The organism is Bacillota bacterium (assembly GCA_018333655.1).
GTDB lineage: Bacteria > Bacillota > UBA994 > UBA994 > UBA994 > BS524.
Map to the genome: position 1 here is coordinate 1 of JAGXTJ010000012.1, position 17503 is coordinate 17503.

A 17503-nucleotide genomic window follows, 5' to 3' on the forward strand; every position below is an offset into this window, starting at 1 on the left:
CGGTGCTCCCACGTAACTTTTCTTAAGGCATCCTTGGTCACAATAAATCCTCCCTCACAAACTCTGATGAACAGAGTATCTCATGAGAGAGGACCAGGCGCGAGGTGTGCAGTATTTGACGCTTACGTTAAGGGGTTTGCGCGTTATGCCGGTCGATAATTATCTGGTGTTTTATTTGCCGGACTAAGCAAAGGAGTCCGTCGCGATTATCCGCATAATGTACGGGGGCGCGACGTCGATAAGCACTTAAGCGCAGCAGAAGAGTAAACATACGCAATCGGATAGCAAGAAATTGATATGGTTGTTACTGACAGCTTGAAAGCATTGGATGTTGAAAAAGGGGACGATGGGGTCAGGCCTCAGAAATAGAGCGTCGTAAGAAGCTTGGCAGACCCACTAGCTGCTGAAGCCCCTTCTCTGCGGGGGAATCGTCGGCGGTGATTGATGAGAAGTACAAGTTTGCCAAAGATACCTTTGCGACTGCCCGGAGATTGATGCTGAGCTTGCCGATTCTATAGTTAAGGAGGTTGAATTGCCTGATGGAGAATGCCAAAAAACGACAGATTGTTGCGGACAGTCACGTTCTGTGGTTCTTTTCCCTCACTCCTCTTGTCTATGTCTTGTTATTGTTGTACTTTATGCCTGACCGCGTGCCAATGCATATGGATATTAGGGGAAACATAACAAGATGGTGGGGCAAGGAAAATATGATCATCATCGGGGCTGTGCTTTCCTTGTTAATAGCAGGGATTGCCTGGTCATACAGTCGTGACAATGTGATGGGTAAAGCGCGCCCCGTGATTTCGATTGCGGCTATTATTTTCGTATACGCACACTTCTTGCAACTGCTTCTGAGAATGATGTACGTCACCCCCAATGCCATGAACGCTCGCCTTGTAGGCCTAGATGCCAGCCAATACTTCGTGTTGTTCTTTATTCCCTTGTATATCTTGTGCGGTCTGTTCATTCACAAGTTGAAGCCTAATTGGGTGGTGGGTATACGAAGTCGGTGGACGCTGCAATCAAAAGAGGTGTGGGACTATACTCATAGAAAGGCCAGGCTGCCTTTCCTAATTGCCAGTGGGCTAAATTACCTCATTCTCGCCATCCCGCCATTAACCGCTGACTCACGACTTATTGCCAGTGGTTTGGTGACAGTTTTGCTCTTGCTGTACTTGTTTTATGAGTCGTATAGGGAACATCAACGGTTGAGTTGCCGCTGACCCATTCGAGGTTTTCTTTGTCGAAGCTCCACATAGCAGAAAAGAGGAATGAAGGATGAAAGTACAGATTTGCATTATTACATTATGTGTAGAAGATCTAGACAGGGCTCTAAAGTTCTACAGAGACGGATTGGGCATTGAAGGCAAAATAACGCAGGGCGAAGGGCATATTGCCATTGAGCCAGAAAACGGGGTACCTATTTCACTTTTTCTTCGTGAGGAGTTTCAAAAATTCGCAGGATTTTCGGGAGATAGTCAATTCGCCCGAACCTGCATCAGCCACGCCGCCGCTAACCGAGAAGAAGTGGATGACATATTAGACAAGGCCAAAAACGCCGGCGGCACATTGACCGGCGTGCCGAAAGACTACGATTGGGGGTATTCCGGCTATTTCAAGGACTTAGATGGCCATCTGTGGGAAATTGTTCATTTTAAAGAATAGGAAACATTGGAGAACATGAGGCAGCCTTGGCATGAGGTGAGGATATGCCAAGAGCAGACGTCAGATGAGCAGGACTAGTAACTACCACGTAATGAATCGCGGCCCGCTCCGTTCGCCTACATAGGCCTGCCCTAGAGCAGTTTTGTTCCCCCCACGAAATAGAAAGAGCCGCGCAGTAGAGGCGCGGTCCCGAAATCTACTCGTCTACCAAGGTGTATCAGGCGCTGCAAGACGACTAGCTTGCGAGAGGACGGGATGGTCGAGTTCCGAGTGGATTTCCAAAAAGAACCATCCTTCTTGTGCTTCCTTTGGTTTCTTGTTTTTTGCGTCACTCTTTGTGCTTGTAGTAGAATATGGCGAGCTGGGTGCGGTCGCGCAGCGCGAGTTTCTCGAGCATCACGCTGATGTAGTTGCGCACTGTGCCTTCGCTGAGAAATACCGTAGCGGCAATCTCCCGGTTAGACAACCCAGCGGCTAGGCAGCGCAAAATCTCGCTCTCCTTTTCTGTTAGCAGGCGGCTCCTAAAACCCCCTTTGCTGTCTCCCGATAGCAGAGGGGGTAGTTTTGTCACTATCTCATCGCCAAAGACCCGCTGGCCAAGGCACACTGCCTTAAGTGCGGGCACAATGCCTTCTACATGTTGCTTTAGCATGTAGCCTTTGGCGCCTAGGCGCAACGCCTGCACGATGTAGTCAGTGTCAGAAAAAGTTGTCAAAAATAAAATCTTGGCTTCAGGGTGTGCAGCCAGGATGAGCGCCGCGGCCTCAAGGCCGGTTTGGGATTGCATGCGGATGTCCATTAGCAGCACATCCGGGATTAGCGCGTCATACTGCGCAACTGCCTCGCTGCCGTCATGCCCTATGCCCACGACATGCAGCTCGGGGGTAGCTTCGAGAATAGTCTTTAGCGACTGACAGACAATCGGGTCATCATCCACTACGAGTAGCCTCACCTGCGGCCTCCTTCGGTACTGTTATGAAAATCTCAAAACCGTGATTTGTACGCACTAAAAACTGCCCGTTTAGGGCCTCGATGCGCGCGGCAATGCTCTTCAGCCCGATGCCCTTGCCGTAATCTGCGCTCGGGGAACTACCGTTGTCGGCGATAATCAGCTGGTAGAAGGAAGTGTGCTCGGTCAGGGCTAGGCGCACCAAAGTGGCGTCCGAGTGCTTGGCGATGTTGGAGCAGGCTTCTTTCGCCGCGGCAATGAAGGCGTATTTCATCGCCACGCTCGGCTCGCTCTCTAGGTAGATGCTGTGCTGTACGCGGCATAAGGTAAGGCTGGCGGCCGCTTGCGCCAAGTGTTCGGTGAGGTCTACCGAGGACTCGTACAAGTTGTGGACGCTGCTGCGGATATCGTCCATAGCCGCACTCAGCGTATCCTTAAGCGTGACCAGCGAATGTTGCTCCGGCTTTAGCGTCAGCATAGCGCCTACCTGCAGCACTGCGCTCGCCAGTCTATGCCCTACATGGTCGTGGATTTCTCTGGCGATGCGGTTACGCTCGCCGAGGCGAGCTAAGCGGATCTCGTCGTCTTGCCGCTCCAGCAACAGCATGTGCTGCTGCTTTATTTCTGCGGCCATTGCGCGCGTTGTGTCTAGGAGCGACAGGTAGTGCGCGCGTAGCTCGGCAAAACTTAGCGTGCGATGCTTGAGCAGAACCGCTATGGCGGCCAAGATCACGACGTTAATCAGAAAGAAGTGGCTGAACGTGCTCGCGGCCAGCAGTGGCACGAGCGCGCCCAAGATGATGAAACGCCCTTCTTTGGTGTAAGTGTCGTAAATAATCGCTGGGATAAATGCGCATAAGGGCCAGTAGAGTACGCAGGCTGCCATAAACACGCCAGCTACAACTAGCTGTCGCCTTGAGTCGGCATAGAAAGTTAGCAGCCCTACGGCAACTGCGCTCACTTGCAGGGGTACCACGTGCCAACCCCCGAGTGGTTGCGTCAGGCTAAGTAAGGCGCAACAGGTATAGAGCGTAAGCTTGTGGGGAAGATCGTATTTTTCCATGGCCCACCTTGTCGGTTTCTTTGATTTCAGTCTAACACCCGGGGGCGGTGGCCACAAGCAAAATTGTGACAATTGACACCCCCACCTAGTGACATGGGGCACTGCCACCACGTCATGCGCTGGTCTAGAATAGGGGTGAAGAAACAGCTTGGAGGGATAGTCTTGAGTATTAAAGCGACGAACATAGTCAAGCGTTATGGAGAGCTCTTAGCGCTCGACCATCTAAACCTTGAGGTGCGCGAGGGTGAGGTGCTTGGGTTGCTTGGGCCAAACGGCTCGGGCAAGACCACTGCCATCAACTGTATTTTGTCGCTCTTGACCTACGAGAAAGGCGAAATCACCGTCTTTGGCGAGCCTATGCGCCCCGACGCCTACGCGATTAAAAAGCGCATCGGCGTAGTCATGCAGCATGTGGCGGTTTTTGATGAACTTACGGTGCAGGAAAACATCGACTACTTTTGCGGGCTCTACATTGCCGACGCCAAAGAAAGGAGGGCTCTTGTAGACGAGGCCATCAGGTTTGTCGGGTTAGCCGACTTTAAGAAGTTCGCCCCCAAAAAGCTGAGCGGCGGTCTCTTGCGGCGACTTAACATCGCCTGCGGCATCGCTCACAAGCCAAAACTTATCATTCTTGACGAGCCGACTGTAGCAGTAGACCCGCAGAGCAGAGACAATATCCTAGAAGGCATAATGCGCCTGAACCGCGCAGGCTCCACAGTACTCTACACTTCTCACTACATGGAGGAGGTGGAGCGGATTTGCACGCGGGTAGTCATCCTTGATAAGGGTAAAGTAGTTGCTAGCGGCACGAAAGAGGAGCTAAAGGACATGATTTCCTTGGGCGAAAAGATAACCGCCGAGGTGCATGGACTCACAGAAGCACAACTCGCCACATTGCGAGAGCTGCCAAACATCCTTGCTGTAAGCTATGCCGAAAATGTGCTTACGGTCAAGGCGTTAAAGGGCATGAGTGGGCTGGAGACTATTTTGAAATGGCTAAAGCAGCACAGCGTCGGGTTTGGTCGCATCTACTCTGAGCGCCCCACGCTCAACGACGTCTTCCTCGAGATTACCGGCAAAGAACTGCGAGATTAGGGGGGAGATAGTATGGCACATATCTTTAAGTATCGGCTGAAGATTCTCTTGTCTGATAAGACAACAATGTTTTGGACGCTTGTTTTTCCCATGGTGTTGGCAGGTCTCTTTTCCCTAGCGTTTGCCCAGATCGAGGCAGGGGAGAGATTTGCGCCTATCGACACCGCACTAGTCGACAGCGGGGGAGACGAGGCATTCGTGGCCTTAATTGAGTCGTTAGCCCAGGGCGACGACAGGCTGTTTAATCTTGTACGCGCCACAGAGAGCGAGGGGCTCGCGCTGTTGGCGGCAGGGGAAGTGCATGGCGTTATCGCTACCGGTAGACCGCTGACGCTAAGCATCAATGAAGGCGGTTTCAAGGCGAGTATCCTTAAGACCTTTGTCGATAGCTACCTGCAGAGTAGTGCCGCGGTAACGCGCATTGCCTCCGACAACCCGGCGGCGGTAGGTAGGCTTGCTTCTTTGCTGGCGGAAGAGCGCGAGTTCTTGGTGGATCACCCGCTCGGTCGCGGCACACACAACTTCATGATCATCCATTATCTGTCGCTACTAGCCATGACCTGCCTGCTTGGGGGATATGTTGGCATGAGCGAAATTAGTGCTATCGAGGCTAACCTCTCGCATCATGCCGCGCGCGTGAGCCTAGCACCCGTCCACAAGTTGAAAGTGCTGGCTGCGGGCATTAGTGCGGCTTTGATCCTGCAGTTTAGCAAGTTGCTGCTTTATTTCGGTTTTCTTGTGCTGCTCCTAGACGTTGACTTCGGGTCGCGAACCCCTTGGGTAGTGGTGACCATCCTGTTGTGTACGCTGCTCGGCATCACCTTTGGGGCGTTTGTGACCGCCCTGGTAAGGGGAACCACAGGCCTTAAAGAGGGCATTTTGCTGGCAGTAAGTTTGGCGGGCGCCAGCCTCGCCGGCATGAACGTGGCCGAACTTAAGTACATTGTCGAGACTCACACCCCTTGGCTGGCCTTAATGAACCCCGCGCACCACATCACCGATGCATTCTACACCCTATATTACTTTGACACCTACGAGCGATTTGTGACCAATGTGGTCGGGCTAGTTGTGTTTACGATTCTGTTTACGTGCGGCACATATTGCGTGGTTAGGAGGCGCGTTTATGTCAGCATTTAAGGTTTGCCTGAAGATAATTAAGAACAATCTCCCCGGCATCGTCATTTACTTTGTGGTTTTCGTCGCCGTTTCTATCATCATGACTTTCGTGTATCGCCCATCAGCAGTGGGCGGAGGTACCTTTGCGCCGGAGAGGGTAGACATCGTCCTTTTTACAGACGAAGAGACGGCCCTCGTAGCCGGCCTGCGCGAGGCGTTAGCCACACAGGTGAACTTTGTTGCGCTGCCCGACAACGCGGAACAGCTGCAAGAGGAGTTGTTCTACCGCCGCATCCATTATATTTTGCGCGTGCCGGCGGGGTTTACGGAGGCATTCCTGCAGAACACCCCCATGCTACTATCAAAAACAAGCGTTGCCGGTTCGTCAAGCGCCGTATACATCGACCTGCGTGTCGAGCGCTACTTAGAGTTACTGCGCCTATACACAGAAGTTACGGCAGGCCTAAGCCTAGAACAACAGGTGGCCTTTGCCCTCGACGACTTATCGCAAGCAGTCGAGGTGCGCTTTGCCGTGCCAGAGGTCGCGGCACAGAATCGCGGGCGCCTCGGCATGTACTTTAATTTCTTGCCCTACACCATTCTGTTTGTCATCACTGTAGGCGTCGCAGCGATTTTTATCGCCTTTGGCGGGGAAAAGATTAAACAGCGCAATCTCTGCTCGCCGCTTAACCCGCGCACCATCAGCCTGCAGTGCTATCTCGCCTGCTTGGTTTTTGCGCTGGCGAGTTGGGGGGTCTTAGTGGTGGTTAGCCTGATGTTTGGCCATCAGGAGATCGCCAGCCGTGCCACGTGGTTCTATATTCTTAACTCCCTAGTCTTCACCCTAAGCGCTGCTGGGCTGGCGTACTTACTGGGGAATCTCACTCAGAACAAAGAAGTGGTGTTAGCGGCTGCGAACGTAGTGGCCTTAGGCACAAGCTTTATCAGCGGCGTTTTCGTGCCGCAAGAGTTACTAGGGGTTGCGGTGCTCAGGGTGGCGAGCTTTACCCCGACTTACTGGTATGTGCGCGCTAACGCGGCGATTACGGCGCTCACAACCTTTAACCTTACTACGCTGTCGGGCTTCTTCTCCTCACTCGCGGTACAACTTGGTTTCGCCGCCGCCTTTGTCGTCATCGCCCTTGCCGTCGAAAAAGGTAAACGTGCCCCAGGTTCCTAATCTCTTGTCCTTGGCAACAAGATATAACAACCAAGAGGGACAGTTCTGCTCGTTTATTTGTCGAGAGCGAGGTTATGCAGCCATGAGGTGAGGATATGCCAAGAGCAGAACGTCAGGCGAGCAGCGCCGGTTAATTCTACGTTGTGATTCTCGGCCCGCTAAAATCGCCTGCATCGGCGGGCCTTAAATCAGTTTTCTGCCCTGCACGGTATAGACAGAGCCGCGCAGTAGAGGCGCGACCCCGAAATCTTCTCGTTTACCAAGGTGTATCAGGCGCTGCAAGACGACTAACTTGCGAGCGAATGGGATGATCAATCTCCAAAAATAACCATCCCTTTTGTTGGATTCTGCCGTCCCTTCTGTTGTTCATGTTTGGGACATCAATTCGATTATGTGCTTGCTCTGACCGCCCTTCGGTAGGATTTTACAGATTGTGGCCGAATAAGGAAGGGGATAACGCAGGGGAGGTATAGTCAAGATGATTGACTCGCCAGAGGATGGCATGCATAGGATGGGGGAGGCTAACATGCTTGCTAAAGCCATTCGTATAGCTGCTACCGTACATGAACTGCAGGAGGACAAGGGCCTGCGCCCCTACATACTTCACTCGCTGCGGGTGATGTTTGCCCAAAGCGATGATACCGCGCGAATTTGCGCGGTGTTGCATGACGTCGTCGAGGACTCCGGTGTTAGCATGGAAAACCTCAGGGCAGAAGGCTTTTCGGAAGAAGTCCTCAGCACTTTAGCCGCGCTAACCAAGTGCACGAACGAAGCATACGACGACTACATTGGCAGAGTTTTGGAAAGCGAGTTAGCTTGCAGAGTTAAGCTGGCTGATCTACAGGACAACATGGATTTGTCCCGGCTTGCGAACCCCACGGCGGACAACTACCGAAACTTAGAGAAATATAAGCGAGCAGCGGACCGGCTGAGTAAAGCCTTTCCACTGCGAGGTCTTAATGCCTAGTGCATCATGACTATGCCCCTGTCACAGACGGCTCACCACAAGAAGGTCGCTAGCATGGCATTGAGACGGCCAGATCGCTTGGTGAGCAGGGAGGAGACCTTAGAAATCCTGCAGAGTGCCCTACACTGCGCTTAAACTTTGTACCTATGGGGAACTCGTTGTGTTTCGCGGGCCTGCTCTGTGGGTGCATTCCTTTCTGCGCCCCCGGGCTTTGGCCGTAAAATGTATTATCTAATTAGTTACCTTTTTCTTGTGAAACGCAGACGGTACAAGCCGGTAGGCTTCTTTATTGTCCATTTTGGTCATATAACGTGTGGCAATCCGCTCCTTGCAGCTCGGGCAGAAGAGGGCCCCGTGGTACTGCGAAAAATCTACCGCGCCGTCGATGATGCGCTCGTTATACATTTTCACGAAGTTGCTTTCTCCTACTTTCTGATAGTGGGCAATAAAAGTCTTGCAGCGCGCGCAAGTAACAGCCAAAACGTGGCTACCGCGGACCCTTCTGCAGTTTGGGTTAGGTATTCTTTTCATATATGCTCTGTGTCCTCCTAAACCCTGGACTTACCCTCCGGACATAGTTATCTTGGCAACGGCCTTTCCTGCAGCAGAAAGATGCGGCCTGAGTTGGCATCGTAGTCAAATCCGTACCCATCGGCGATGTACTCCCATCTATCTTCGTTGATATGGTAGATGTAACATTTACCGTCAGGGAAATGAATGTTGTGCGCAGAGCTCTTGTTAACCAAGGCTCTGTCTTTGTCTATCCACTTAGCCAAAACCGCATGCTCACTAGGCTTACCAAGTTCTATGGTCTTTCCGCTGTAATCCATAATGCCCCACGTTTTTGTCTCGTTGTTCCATCCGTTCACATACAGGTGAGGACTAAAGGGAGACATGCTGAACACTGTATGGCTTGGTGCCAGGAGTTTTTCTTTCCCGGTAGCAAGATCGACCATGTAGATGCCGTGTTGTAGTCTGTCAGGGCTACTGGCGGCGTAGAATAACTTGCTGTCATCATGGGCCCAGAAAATCCAGTAGGGGGAAGGAAAGTCGCCCTCAGTTGAGACTGTGCCTACTCTAATGCTGCGGGTGTCGCCAGTCTTGGTATCTGTCAACGTGATTACTCCGTCGCTATACACTGCCACTCGTGAGTCATCCCAGGAGCGTCCCGGCGTATAGGCGGCCCAATCTAGGATAGACAGAGAAGCCCTCTGCTCCTTATGAACTACGGGCGCGCTGAGCGCTCCGGTGGCGATGTTCATTTTGTACTCCCGAACACCGTGGTTGAGCCAGCCAAAGTGTATGCTTCGTGCCAATCGAGCGTGGCTGAAATCTTTAGTCATGCCGATCGCTTGCCTGGTGCTTATGGGGACGTCTCGTGACAACAGCTCTTTGCCAGTGCTATCAAGCACTACTAACCTTTGTGGGCTTACCAAGTTAAACTCCCATTGTGGGCTTGGACCATCAGGGTTCAGAGCAAGGTAGATATAGTTGTTCTTTGAAGCCTTGACTGCGAAAGCTAGGGTCATGTCGTCAAGCCAGGTGAAATCATGGGATATTTCGGCGAGCTGCCGGGACAATCTGTCGACGACGAAGTTCTTGTCAACGGGCACATCCCACCTAAAAACAATCTTTTCTCCCGGCATAACGATGGTCCCGTAGCTGCCTAATTGCAGTGTTTCCCTGATGAGGCCGGATTCCCAAGTAACCGTGGGTAGGGGGGCATTGTACCCTTGAAAGCCATGGTAGCGCTCTAGGGTAAAGGTGACTTGGTCTAGAACATTGCCCTGCTTGTCCTTAAGCCCCTCCGGCGTGGCAATGGCGGTTGCTTGGCTCGGCAAGGGGAGTTTGATGATGTTGTTTTCTAGCACCTCAAGGCCCTCTATCCCACTGGCGTCGACAGATTTGCTGTACTCGAAAATAACGTGTCCGGCCATGTAGAGCAGGGAGTAAGGAGTGTGTGGAGACAAATCATACCTATGACCGTCTATAAATGCCGTGGCGCTGACCAAAACCGCTTTATTCTGCGGAGGTGTCACTGTCGGGGGTGATGTAGCATGGCGACAAGCTACTAGAGTTACAATGCACAACATTGAAAGCAGTAGTTTTCGCATATACAACCTCCATTTTTGCCTGCTACTTTATCTATCTCCAGTATGCAATTACTAGTAGTCCGCGTCAATACATGCCAAGTTAGCGCTGATAAAGCCTTAGAGAGTATGCTAGCCTAGAGCGACATAGAGCTGGCAAAAAGATTCCTGCCCTGCAGCAGGAAACGACAAATGTATGTCAAAATGGGTGTAGCAAGAATAATCACAAGAGTCTTTAAATTGTGCCTCATGGGTTTGCATTTCTCTTGTGAAATTCAGTGCCCCGTCAAAGACGGCGGGAGTAGGTGTGGAGGAGGAGACCAAATGGCAGAGCAACTGATTAACAGCGAACCGCCAACGGGAGAGAGGAGGTACGAAAAGCTTCATCGGCCGGCTAAAGAGTTTAAGAGCAGAAGTGAGTACTTGGACCATGAGCTCCAGATAACGAACCTTGAAGACAAGCGATGGGGATTCCTAAAGCCCGGACGAGATTTCAGGTTTGAATGGGAGGACTTAATTCCTGCGGTGGCCGCAACCATAGGCAGCTCCGTTTTATCTTTTGGCATTATTGGTGGTTATGTTAGCGGCTTTGGCTTGCCCGCTCAGTTGCTACTCGAGAACGTAAGGCTCGAGTTGGTGCTAGTAGGACTTATTATCATGGGTTTTATGTTTCTGAATCCGCGACTAGGAGGCATTGGGCATCATGGTTGGATGATTCCCTTGGTGCCAGCGATAGTGGCAGCAGGAGGGCACCCTTTGGCCATGGGGTTGGTGATGGGAGGACTCGGGCTACTGTTAAGCTTTATCAAAGGGGGAGCAGTGCTGCAAGCGCTGACGCCAAACGGAGTCATCGCGGGGCTGCTGATTTTGTTTGGCGTTGATGGTATGCTAAGTCAGATTAGGGCTCTCAACACCTAGACCGTTCAACTGGGGATAGACTACCTCTTTGTAGCGATGGCGCTAGTCAGTTTGCTAATATATGCCTTGCTGACTAAGCTGCAAGCGCGCTGGGCGGCCATTCCGGCCTGCACGGCGGCTTGCTCAATTGTGGCCCTGGCATTAGGGGCGCCGTTCCGCTTTGTGACTAGCCCCGGTATCCCTAATTTCAATCCTTTCTACTGGTGGGGAACCAATACAGGGTGGATGCTTGGCTTGCCCACGCTTGAGAACTTCATTGCGGTCATACCCTTTGCGATAATCGGTGTAGTGATGTGGCCGCCTGACGCCTTAGGCTTGATAGCCTTTCAGCGCGCAGGTTACCCAGCAGGCACGGAGAAAGCAATTCTACACATCGACGATACTTTCAAGGCGCTCAGCATAAGACAAATCATCGTAGCTCTGTTTGGCGACGCCGTCCTCACCGACCCGATGGGTACATATGTCATTCCGGCCAGTATCATTAAGAGACCACTTGTTGCCGGGCAGATCTTAGCGGGGATGCTCTTTGTGATATCGGGCCTTTCTGGTTATCTGTTGGATATCTACAACTTTCCACCGGTGGTCAGAATTGGTTTGATGTTCGGTGTGTTTGTGCCTCTTATTGAGATAGGCATGCGACTGCTGCGAACAGTTCGGGACGCGCAGGGAGCAGCCATGTGTTTGGGCACAGGCTTATTTATAAATCCGGTCATCGGATGGGCGCTGGCCATGGCTATGGAAAACTTTGGCTTGTTAGGGCCGATCGAACCCGAGCGACTTGAAAAGATGCGCCAAGTAATGTCACGCACTACGCAGCTCGTTATATCGGCGGTGGTCCTAGTAATTGTTTTCGTAATCATGGGGTGGGTGGGGTTGTTGCCTGGCGTCCCCAAATTTTAGTGCAGCTTTCAGGTGTAACCCCGAAGCTTGCCTGGCAGAGAGGATAACGAATGCATGATCAACTACACACTCATGACGCGTACAGTGCATCTTCCTAAGTTCCATCGATAGCAAACATAGTCATTTGGTAAGGGGGCATAGTGCACTGGCATGTGCTCCCTGTTGTTTGACGTGCGAGTTGCTACTAAGTTGGCAGATGGCGTGTTGGTTTGCGGTTGTTTCGGCTGTGTTTAACGGGTCCTTTGTGCTTTTGATGGAAAATCTATTACCTTTGATGCTCTTTTCGTGTATAATCAGGGCATGAAAGTTAGGTGATGATATGTGGGTAAGTTTGCAGTACTTGATTGTATTTTAGAGCAGAATAATGGCTTTCTTAAATCGTGCGAAGCCGTAGCCGCTGGAATCTCTAGGCCTTATTTTCGTGAATATGTGCGAAGGCGTGGACTCAAACGGGTCGCCCATGGCCTCTATATGTCTCAGGATACTTGGGAAGACGGGATGTACGTCATTCAAACGCGATACCCTCAAGCTGTGTTCTCCCATGAGACTGCGCTGTACCTCTTAAACCTTGCTGAGCGGGAACCATTTAGGTACTCCATCACCCTTAAGGCTGGGACAAACGCAAGTGGGCTCACAAGCCAGGGGGTAAAGGTATATAAAATCAGAGAAAGCCTTTTCTATGAGGGTATTGCTGAAGCGAAGTCTCCCGCTGGGCAGGCGCTGAGGGTTTATAACCCGGAACGTACAATCTGTGACCTGATCCGGAGCAGAAGGCAAATTGAAATTCAGGACATTCAAAGCGCATTTCGGGAGTATGTGCAACGAAAAAACAAGAACATACCTTTGTTAATGCGTTATGCCAACGCACTATCGGTTGAAAAAACGGTCAGGCAATACCTGCAGGTGTTGCTCCCATGATACAGACTTCGCGCCAGCTCAAGGCGTTGGTACGCAATCTGTCAAAGGGGGACAGTGCAAGAGCACAGATTATCCTTCGCCACTATGCCATGGAGCGATTCCTTGAGCGTATCGCCCTGTCTAAGCATAGTAACAATTTGATTCTGAAGGGCGGTACCCTTGTGGCAGCTATGGTTGGACTTGATAACCGCTCTACAATGGACCTTGATGCGACTCTAAAGAATACTGCCTTAACTGTTGAAAGCGCGCGCAGGATAATCGACGAGATTGTGTCTATTCAGATTGAGGACGGGATTAAATTTGAGGTCATGAGCGTTGCACCGATCATGGCTGATGCCGACTATCTCGGCGTAAGAGCGATTCTCGACAGCACGCTTGAAACCATGCACATTCCTTTGAAGATTGACTTGTCGACGGGTGATGTAATTACTCCCCGGGAAATCACCTATTCGTTCAAACTACTGTTTGAGGATCGCTCGTTCTCAATACTTGCTTATAATTTGGAGACCGTTCTAGCCGAGAAGCTTGAAACGCTTTTGTCTCGGGGAACGGCCAATACCCGTATGAGGGATTTCTACGACATTTACGTACTTTCCTTGACCCAGCAACATAATATCGATTCCGCTGTATTGCGCAACGCCTTCAACAACACTACTAAGCGACGCGGTTCCATGGCAGCGGTAGAAGACGCAGAGTCCATACTGCATGAGATTCAGTCGAGTGCAGAAATGGTAGTATTGTGGAAGAACTACCAGCGCAAGTTTGAATATGCCACCGATGTAACTTGGAACGAACTAATGATGGCGGTTAGACAACTCTGTCATCTCGTAATGAGTTGATCGCGCGGGGGATCAGTGAACGGTAACAGCGGACCTCACAGGCGATGAGTTCCGCTGTCCTCAGACATGGTAGGAAGGTGAGTCAGGTATTATTGGCCAAATAGGACTTTGTTGCGAATGTTAGAACGGAATTTTAGTGCAGTTTAAAGTGTAACTCCGAAGTTTGCCTAGCAGAAAGGATAATGAATGCATGATCAACTACACACTCAACCGTTCCAATCGCAAAACTCTCGCTCTTTATGTCAGGAACGGCAAGGTGGATGTCCGTGCGCCGCTGAAGTTATCTAAGAGTGACATCGATAAATTTGTGCTCTCCAAAGAAAAATGGATAACAGATAAGTTGGCGATAGTAAGCGAAAAACAAGAGCAGCGCGCGGCATTTTCAGTAAACTATGGCGATATGGTACTGTATCTTGGCAAGAAATATCCAATTGTTGTCAAATCCGGCAGTCGGGTAGGCTTCGATGGAGCGAGTTTCTACATGCCGCCCGACATGTCGCCCGAACGAATCAAGTCCGCCTGTGTTCAGGTCTACCGTTTGCTTGCCAAGCGCGACCTGACTAATAAAGTGCTGCATTTCGCAAAACAAATGCAGGTCATGCCTAGCGCCGTTAAAATCAGCGGCGCCACAACCCGTTGGGGAAGTTGCTCCAGCAATAAGAGCGTGAATTTCTCCTGGCGTCTAATCATGGCCGAAGATGCTGTCGTAGACTACGTCGTTATTCACGAACTGGCGCACATCACCGAGATGAACCACTCCGAGCGATTTTGGGCGCTTGTGGCTGGCATGCTGCCCGACTACAAAGAGCGCTTGCAGCGCTTAAAGGCCTTGCAGAAAAAGTTAAGCCTCGAGGACTGGGATTGATGGATGATGTAGACATGGCACAGGTCCGTCAAGCGGCTTTAGCCGCCTATACATCCTCCGTCGCCTTGGCATGAGCCTTGCGCCGCAGGGCGGAAAACACCACGTCATGCAAAAAAATGTTTGCTAGTGTTCTTGGCTTCTAGCTCCGCTTCTTTTAGCGTGAGGTACACATCGTACGCAGTCGATCAGGCCCGCCGTGCCAGCCTTCCCCGCCTGCTCTGCAGTAGCACCCGTGAGGCAAGGCGAGGCTAGTTCTATGTGCAATTCGATGCGGCACAGTAAAAAAACCACGTCATACACGGTTTATCAAGGAGGGTTTGCCCAATGCTTAAGCTACGCTACCTGGTTGATGATCGAGAGTTAGCCCAAAACATCCTCTCGCGGTGGGAGCATGATCAGGATCATTTGAGTCTCCTAGATCACTATCGCATTTCTGCAAATGCAGTGTATCCATACAAGAACAAGGGGATACTTCACTTCTTGCGCTTTGCTCCGCATGGCGAGAAAGAGGAGGGGCAGATTAGGGCCGAACTTGAGTTTCTGCGCTACTTGCGTGTCAGTGAGTACCCCTGCTTGATTCCCGTAGAGTCTCGCCTAGGCAATGCACTTGAGGTTGTGGAGTTGCCGCAGGGCAGGTACTACGCCACCGCCTTTGTTGGCGTCCCGGGTAAGAGCCTTGCGCGGCAAAACTTGACCCCGGAGCTTCTCTATCATTGGGGTCAAGCAATGGGGAGGCTGCACAGAATTAGTACAGACTACAAGCCAGCGATGTATACGCGCCACAGTCACGTTGCGCGACTTCGCTACATGGCTGATGTTCTCTCTGCCTTCCCAGATGAGCATCTAGCTCGAAAGGAGCTTGCCACTGTAGCAGACCTGCTAGGCACTCTGCCCCAGACCCCAGCAACGTATGGCCTAATCCATTATGATTTTGAGACTGACAACGTCTACTACGACCCGCTTACAGCGGCGCTTAGCGTCATTGACTTCGACGATGCAGTGTATCACTGGTTCACCATGGACGTTGCCACGGCGCTGGCGAGCTACGAAGGCGATGACTCTGCACTTGCCTACGAGCGTTTTGTGGTAGGTTACCGTGCAGAACATCAGCTAGAGGACCAGCAGCTAGCCCTTTTGCCCATCTTCAGGCGATATCAAGACCTTTACTTGTTTGTTCGAGCCCTTCGCTCTGCTAGCGACAAAGGGTTTGGAGAAGAACCGTCATGGATGACTGATCTGCGTTCACGTCTCTACGTAGCGTGCGAGCAGCGGCGTGTGAGATTTGGGCTCCGGTAGTTTGTTCATTCTTGGTCCAACAAGCGTACCCCCCGGGAGCAGGGCGAATGGCGGGGTAGACAGCCTTTGCCAGCTATAGTGAACCCAATGCGTAAACTCACCACATAGCTGATTTATTGATATTAGGGAGGGACTAATCGTGACCGGGAAGAGCCTAGTAGTTTACTACTCATGTGCAGGGAACACGAAAGTCGTGGCGGAGGAAATTCAGCAGCAGACCGGGTACGACATTCGTCGCATCGAGGAAATGCGGCCGCGAGACCTAAAGGGCATCATGTGGGCTGCGCTAGGGGCAGTCTTGGGGCAGAAGAGCGCCATAAAGCCTATGGACTTCGACATGGCAGAGTATGACACCGTTATCTTGGGCGCACAGGTTTGGGCAGGCAAAACCACCCCTGCCATCAACAGTTTTCTAAGCCGCGCTAATTTTAGGGGCAAGAAGGTGTGGCTGTTTTTTACCTTGGCCTCCGAGCAAGTACCGCCGATATTTATTGACTCAGTGACGCGTCGGATCGAGGGCAAGGGTGGAAAGGTGCTTGGTAGCCTAGCCTGCATATCAAAATGGGACCCTAAGGAGCGCGCCCCCTTGAAGCCCGAGGAAGCGAGAGATAAGGTCCGCCAGTGGCTCGCACACATGGGCGAGACGGCAAACCAATGAGGGCAGACTAACAGACCTTAATCTTCTGAACGCTTTGTACGTGTAGTGCCGTTGCCTAGTCTCAAGGACAGTAGCAGGGTTCTTTGGTGCGTGGCATCAATAATGACATTGTGACAGTAAGGTTTATAACATTAGCTACATTATGCAGGTGACAGCATAAATGAGCCGAATCTTAGGAGATAGATGTAAAGTGTTGGTGAGGTGTTAGATATGATGGATTTAATTTTTGCCTTGTTGCAGCTGGTGGCGGTGGGTTGGCCGGTTTGGCTGGCGCTTGCCCTGTACGTGTGGTGGCAGTATAGGCGGTTTAAGCAATCTAAGTACTACGACGCCACAGGGAACGGTTTCTTAAAGACGTACTTTGACACGGGCCTGTACGGAGAGTACTTGATCTACCAGGTACTTGAGAAGTGCCCGGGGCATAAGCATCTGCTAGCTAACGTATACCTGCCGAAGGGTGATGGTGGCACTACCGAAGTGGATGTCATCATGGTGCATGAAGCGGGGATCTTTGTGTTTGAATCCAAGAACTACAGTGGTTGGATATATGGCGATGAGAAAAACCAGATGTGGACTCAAGTGCTCAATAAACGCACCAAGCACAAGATGTTTAACCCCATTTGGCAAAATCGTGGGCATATTAGCGCCGTTAAGAAGGCGCTAGAAGCAGCAGAGATCGACGATTCTTTAATCCGTTCTTACATCGTCTTTGGCGAAGGGTGCAATCTCCAACAGGTAAAGGTCAGCTCACTTGATGTGCGTGTGCTTAAGCGTGGAGAGCTAAAGAAGCAGCTCAGTCGTGATTTGCATCAAGCTCAGTCCATGGGTGCCCTTGCCCCAAACACAGTAGACAGGGCCTATGAATTGCTTAGCCATTATGCTAGAGCTGACCAGGCAGTCAAAGATGCTCATATTGCGCATATCAAACAGAAACACGGGGGCAGGAGTTCTTAAGCAAGGGCATTGAGAATGCGGTGGCCAAAG

The 17503-nt window shown here is 51.4% G+C and carries 18 protein-coding genes; 14 read left to right on the top strand and 4 right to left on the bottom strand.

Annotated features, from left to right (window positions below; all coding sequences use genetic code 11):
* Positions 1–539: 539 nt before the first annotated feature.
* Together KGZ92_02845 and KGZ92_02850 are read left to right on the top strand one after the other, a co-directional pair.
* Positions 540–1223 carry an SdpI family protein gene (locus KGZ92_02845; protein MBS3888225.1) on the top strand — a complete coding sequence of 228 codons (684 nt, stop codon included), beginning with the start codon at positions 540–542 and terminating at the stop codon, positions 1221–1223.
* 55 nt (positions 1224–1278) lie between these two features.
* Positions 1279–1665: a VOC family protein gene (locus tag KGZ92_02850; protein ID MBS3888226.1), complete on the top strand. Its 387-nt coding sequence runs from the start codon at positions 1279–1281 to the stop codon at positions 1663–1665.
* A 328-nt stretch (positions 1666–1993) separates the two neighbouring features.
* On the opposite strand, the gene KGZ92_02855 is transcribed toward KGZ92_02850, so the two are convergent.
* Both KGZ92_02855 and KGZ92_02860 read right to left on the bottom strand, forming a co-directional pair.
* Entirely contained in the window at positions 1994–2617 is a 624-nt protein-coding gene (locus tag KGZ92_02855) for a response regulator transcription factor (protein MBS3888227.1), read from the bottom strand.
* Positions 2595–3677, bottom strand: coding sequence for a hypothetical protein (locus tag KGZ92_02860; protein MBS3888228.1), 1083 nt, complete (start codon positions 3675–3677; stop codon positions 2595–2597). The genes KGZ92_02855 and KGZ92_02860 overlap by 23 nt, the downstream gene beginning before the upstream one ends.
* 114 nt (positions 3678–3791) lie before the next feature.
* Between KGZ92_02860 and KGZ92_02865 the strand changes: the two genes are divergently transcribed.
* The 4 genes from KGZ92_02865 (at position 3792) to KGZ92_02880 (ending at position 8035) form a co-directional block, all read left to right on the top strand.
* Entirely contained in the window at positions 3792–4772 is a 981-nt protein-coding gene (locus KGZ92_02865; protein ID MBS3888229.1) for an ABC transporter ATP-binding protein, read from the top strand.
* A 12-nt stretch (positions 4773–4784) separates the two neighbouring features.
* Positions 4785–5909: an ABC transporter permease gene (locus KGZ92_02870; GenBank protein ID MBS3888230.1), complete on the top strand. Its 1125-nt coding sequence runs from the start codon at positions 4785–4787 to the stop codon at positions 5907–5909.
* A complete protein-coding gene (locus tag KGZ92_02875) occupies positions 5896–7068 on the top strand; it encodes an ABC transporter permease (protein ID MBS3888231.1) in 1173 nt (390 codons plus the stop codon). The genes KGZ92_02870 and KGZ92_02875 overlap by 14 nt, the downstream gene beginning before the upstream one ends.
* Positions 7069–7594: 526 nt before the next feature.
* A complete protein-coding gene (locus KGZ92_02880) occupies positions 7595–8035 on the top strand; it encodes a GTP pyrophosphokinase (GenBank protein MBS3888232.1) in 441 nt (146 codons plus the stop codon).
* Between the two features lie 231 nt (positions 8036–8266).
* Here KGZ92_02880 and KGZ92_02885 read toward each other — a convergent pair whose 3' ends face one another.
* On the bottom strand, positions 8267–8446 hold the full coding sequence (locus tag KGZ92_02885) for a hypothetical protein (protein ID MBS3888233.1): 180 nt from the start codon (positions 8444–8446) through the stop codon (positions 8267–8269).
* Positions 8447–8613: 167 nt separating this feature from the next.
* Positions 8614–10149, bottom strand: a complete 1536-nt coding sequence (locus tag KGZ92_02890) for a hypothetical protein (GenBank protein MBS3888234.1) — start codon at positions 10147–10149, stop codon at positions 8614–8616.
* A gap of 300 nt (positions 10150–10449) precedes the next feature.
* Between KGZ92_02890 and KGZ92_02895 the strand changes: the two genes are divergently transcribed.
* The 8 genes from KGZ92_02895 to KGZ92_02930 all read left to right on the top strand — a co-directional run bounded on the left by KGZ92_02895 (position 10450) and on the right by KGZ92_02930 (position 17473).
* Positions 10450–11043, top strand: a complete 594-nt coding sequence (locus KGZ92_02895; GenBank protein ID MBS3888235.1) for a DUF3360 family protein — start codon at positions 10450–10452, stop codon at positions 11041–11043.
* A 51-nt stretch (positions 11044–11094) separates the two neighbouring features.
* Positions 11095–11943 (top strand): DUF3360 family protein, encoded by an 849-nt coding sequence (locus tag KGZ92_02900; protein MBS3888236.1) that lies wholly within the window; start codon positions 11095–11097, stop codon positions 11941–11943.
* Between the two features lie 321 nt (positions 11944–12264).
* The gene (locus KGZ92_02905) at positions 12265–12861 is read left to right on the top strand and encodes a type IV toxin-antitoxin system AbiEi family antitoxin domain-containing protein (GenBank protein ID MBS3888237.1); all 597 of its coding nucleotides are present in this window, start codon (positions 12265–12267) and stop codon (positions 12859–12861) included.
* Positions 12858–13700, top strand: a complete 843-nt coding sequence (locus KGZ92_02910) for a nucleotidyl transferase AbiEii/AbiGii toxin family protein (protein ID MBS3888238.1) — start codon at positions 12858–12860, stop codon at positions 13698–13700. The genes KGZ92_02905 and KGZ92_02910 overlap by 4 nt, the downstream gene beginning before the upstream one ends.
* Before the next feature lie 190 nt (positions 13701–13890).
* On the top strand, positions 13891–14565 hold the full coding sequence (locus tag KGZ92_02915) for a M48 family metallopeptidase (GenBank protein MBS3888239.1): 675 nt from the start codon (positions 13891–13893) through the stop codon (positions 14563–14565).
* A 324-nt stretch (positions 14566–14889) separates the two neighbouring features.
* Positions 14890–15861: a phosphotransferase gene (locus KGZ92_02920; GenBank protein ID MBS3888240.1), complete on the top strand. Its 972-nt coding sequence runs from the start codon at positions 14890–14892 to the stop codon at positions 15859–15861.
* Positions 15862–16000: 139 nt separating this feature from the next.
* On the top strand, positions 16001–16519 hold the full coding sequence (locus tag KGZ92_02925) for a hypothetical protein (GenBank protein MBS3888241.1): 519 nt from the start codon (positions 16001–16003) through the stop codon (positions 16517–16519).
* Between the two features lie 210 nt (positions 16520–16729).
* Positions 16730–17473, top strand: coding sequence for an NERD domain-containing protein (locus KGZ92_02930; GenBank protein MBS3888242.1), 744 nt, complete (start codon positions 16730–16732; stop codon positions 17471–17473).
* The last annotated feature ends 30 nt before the right edge of the window (positions 17474–17503 follow it).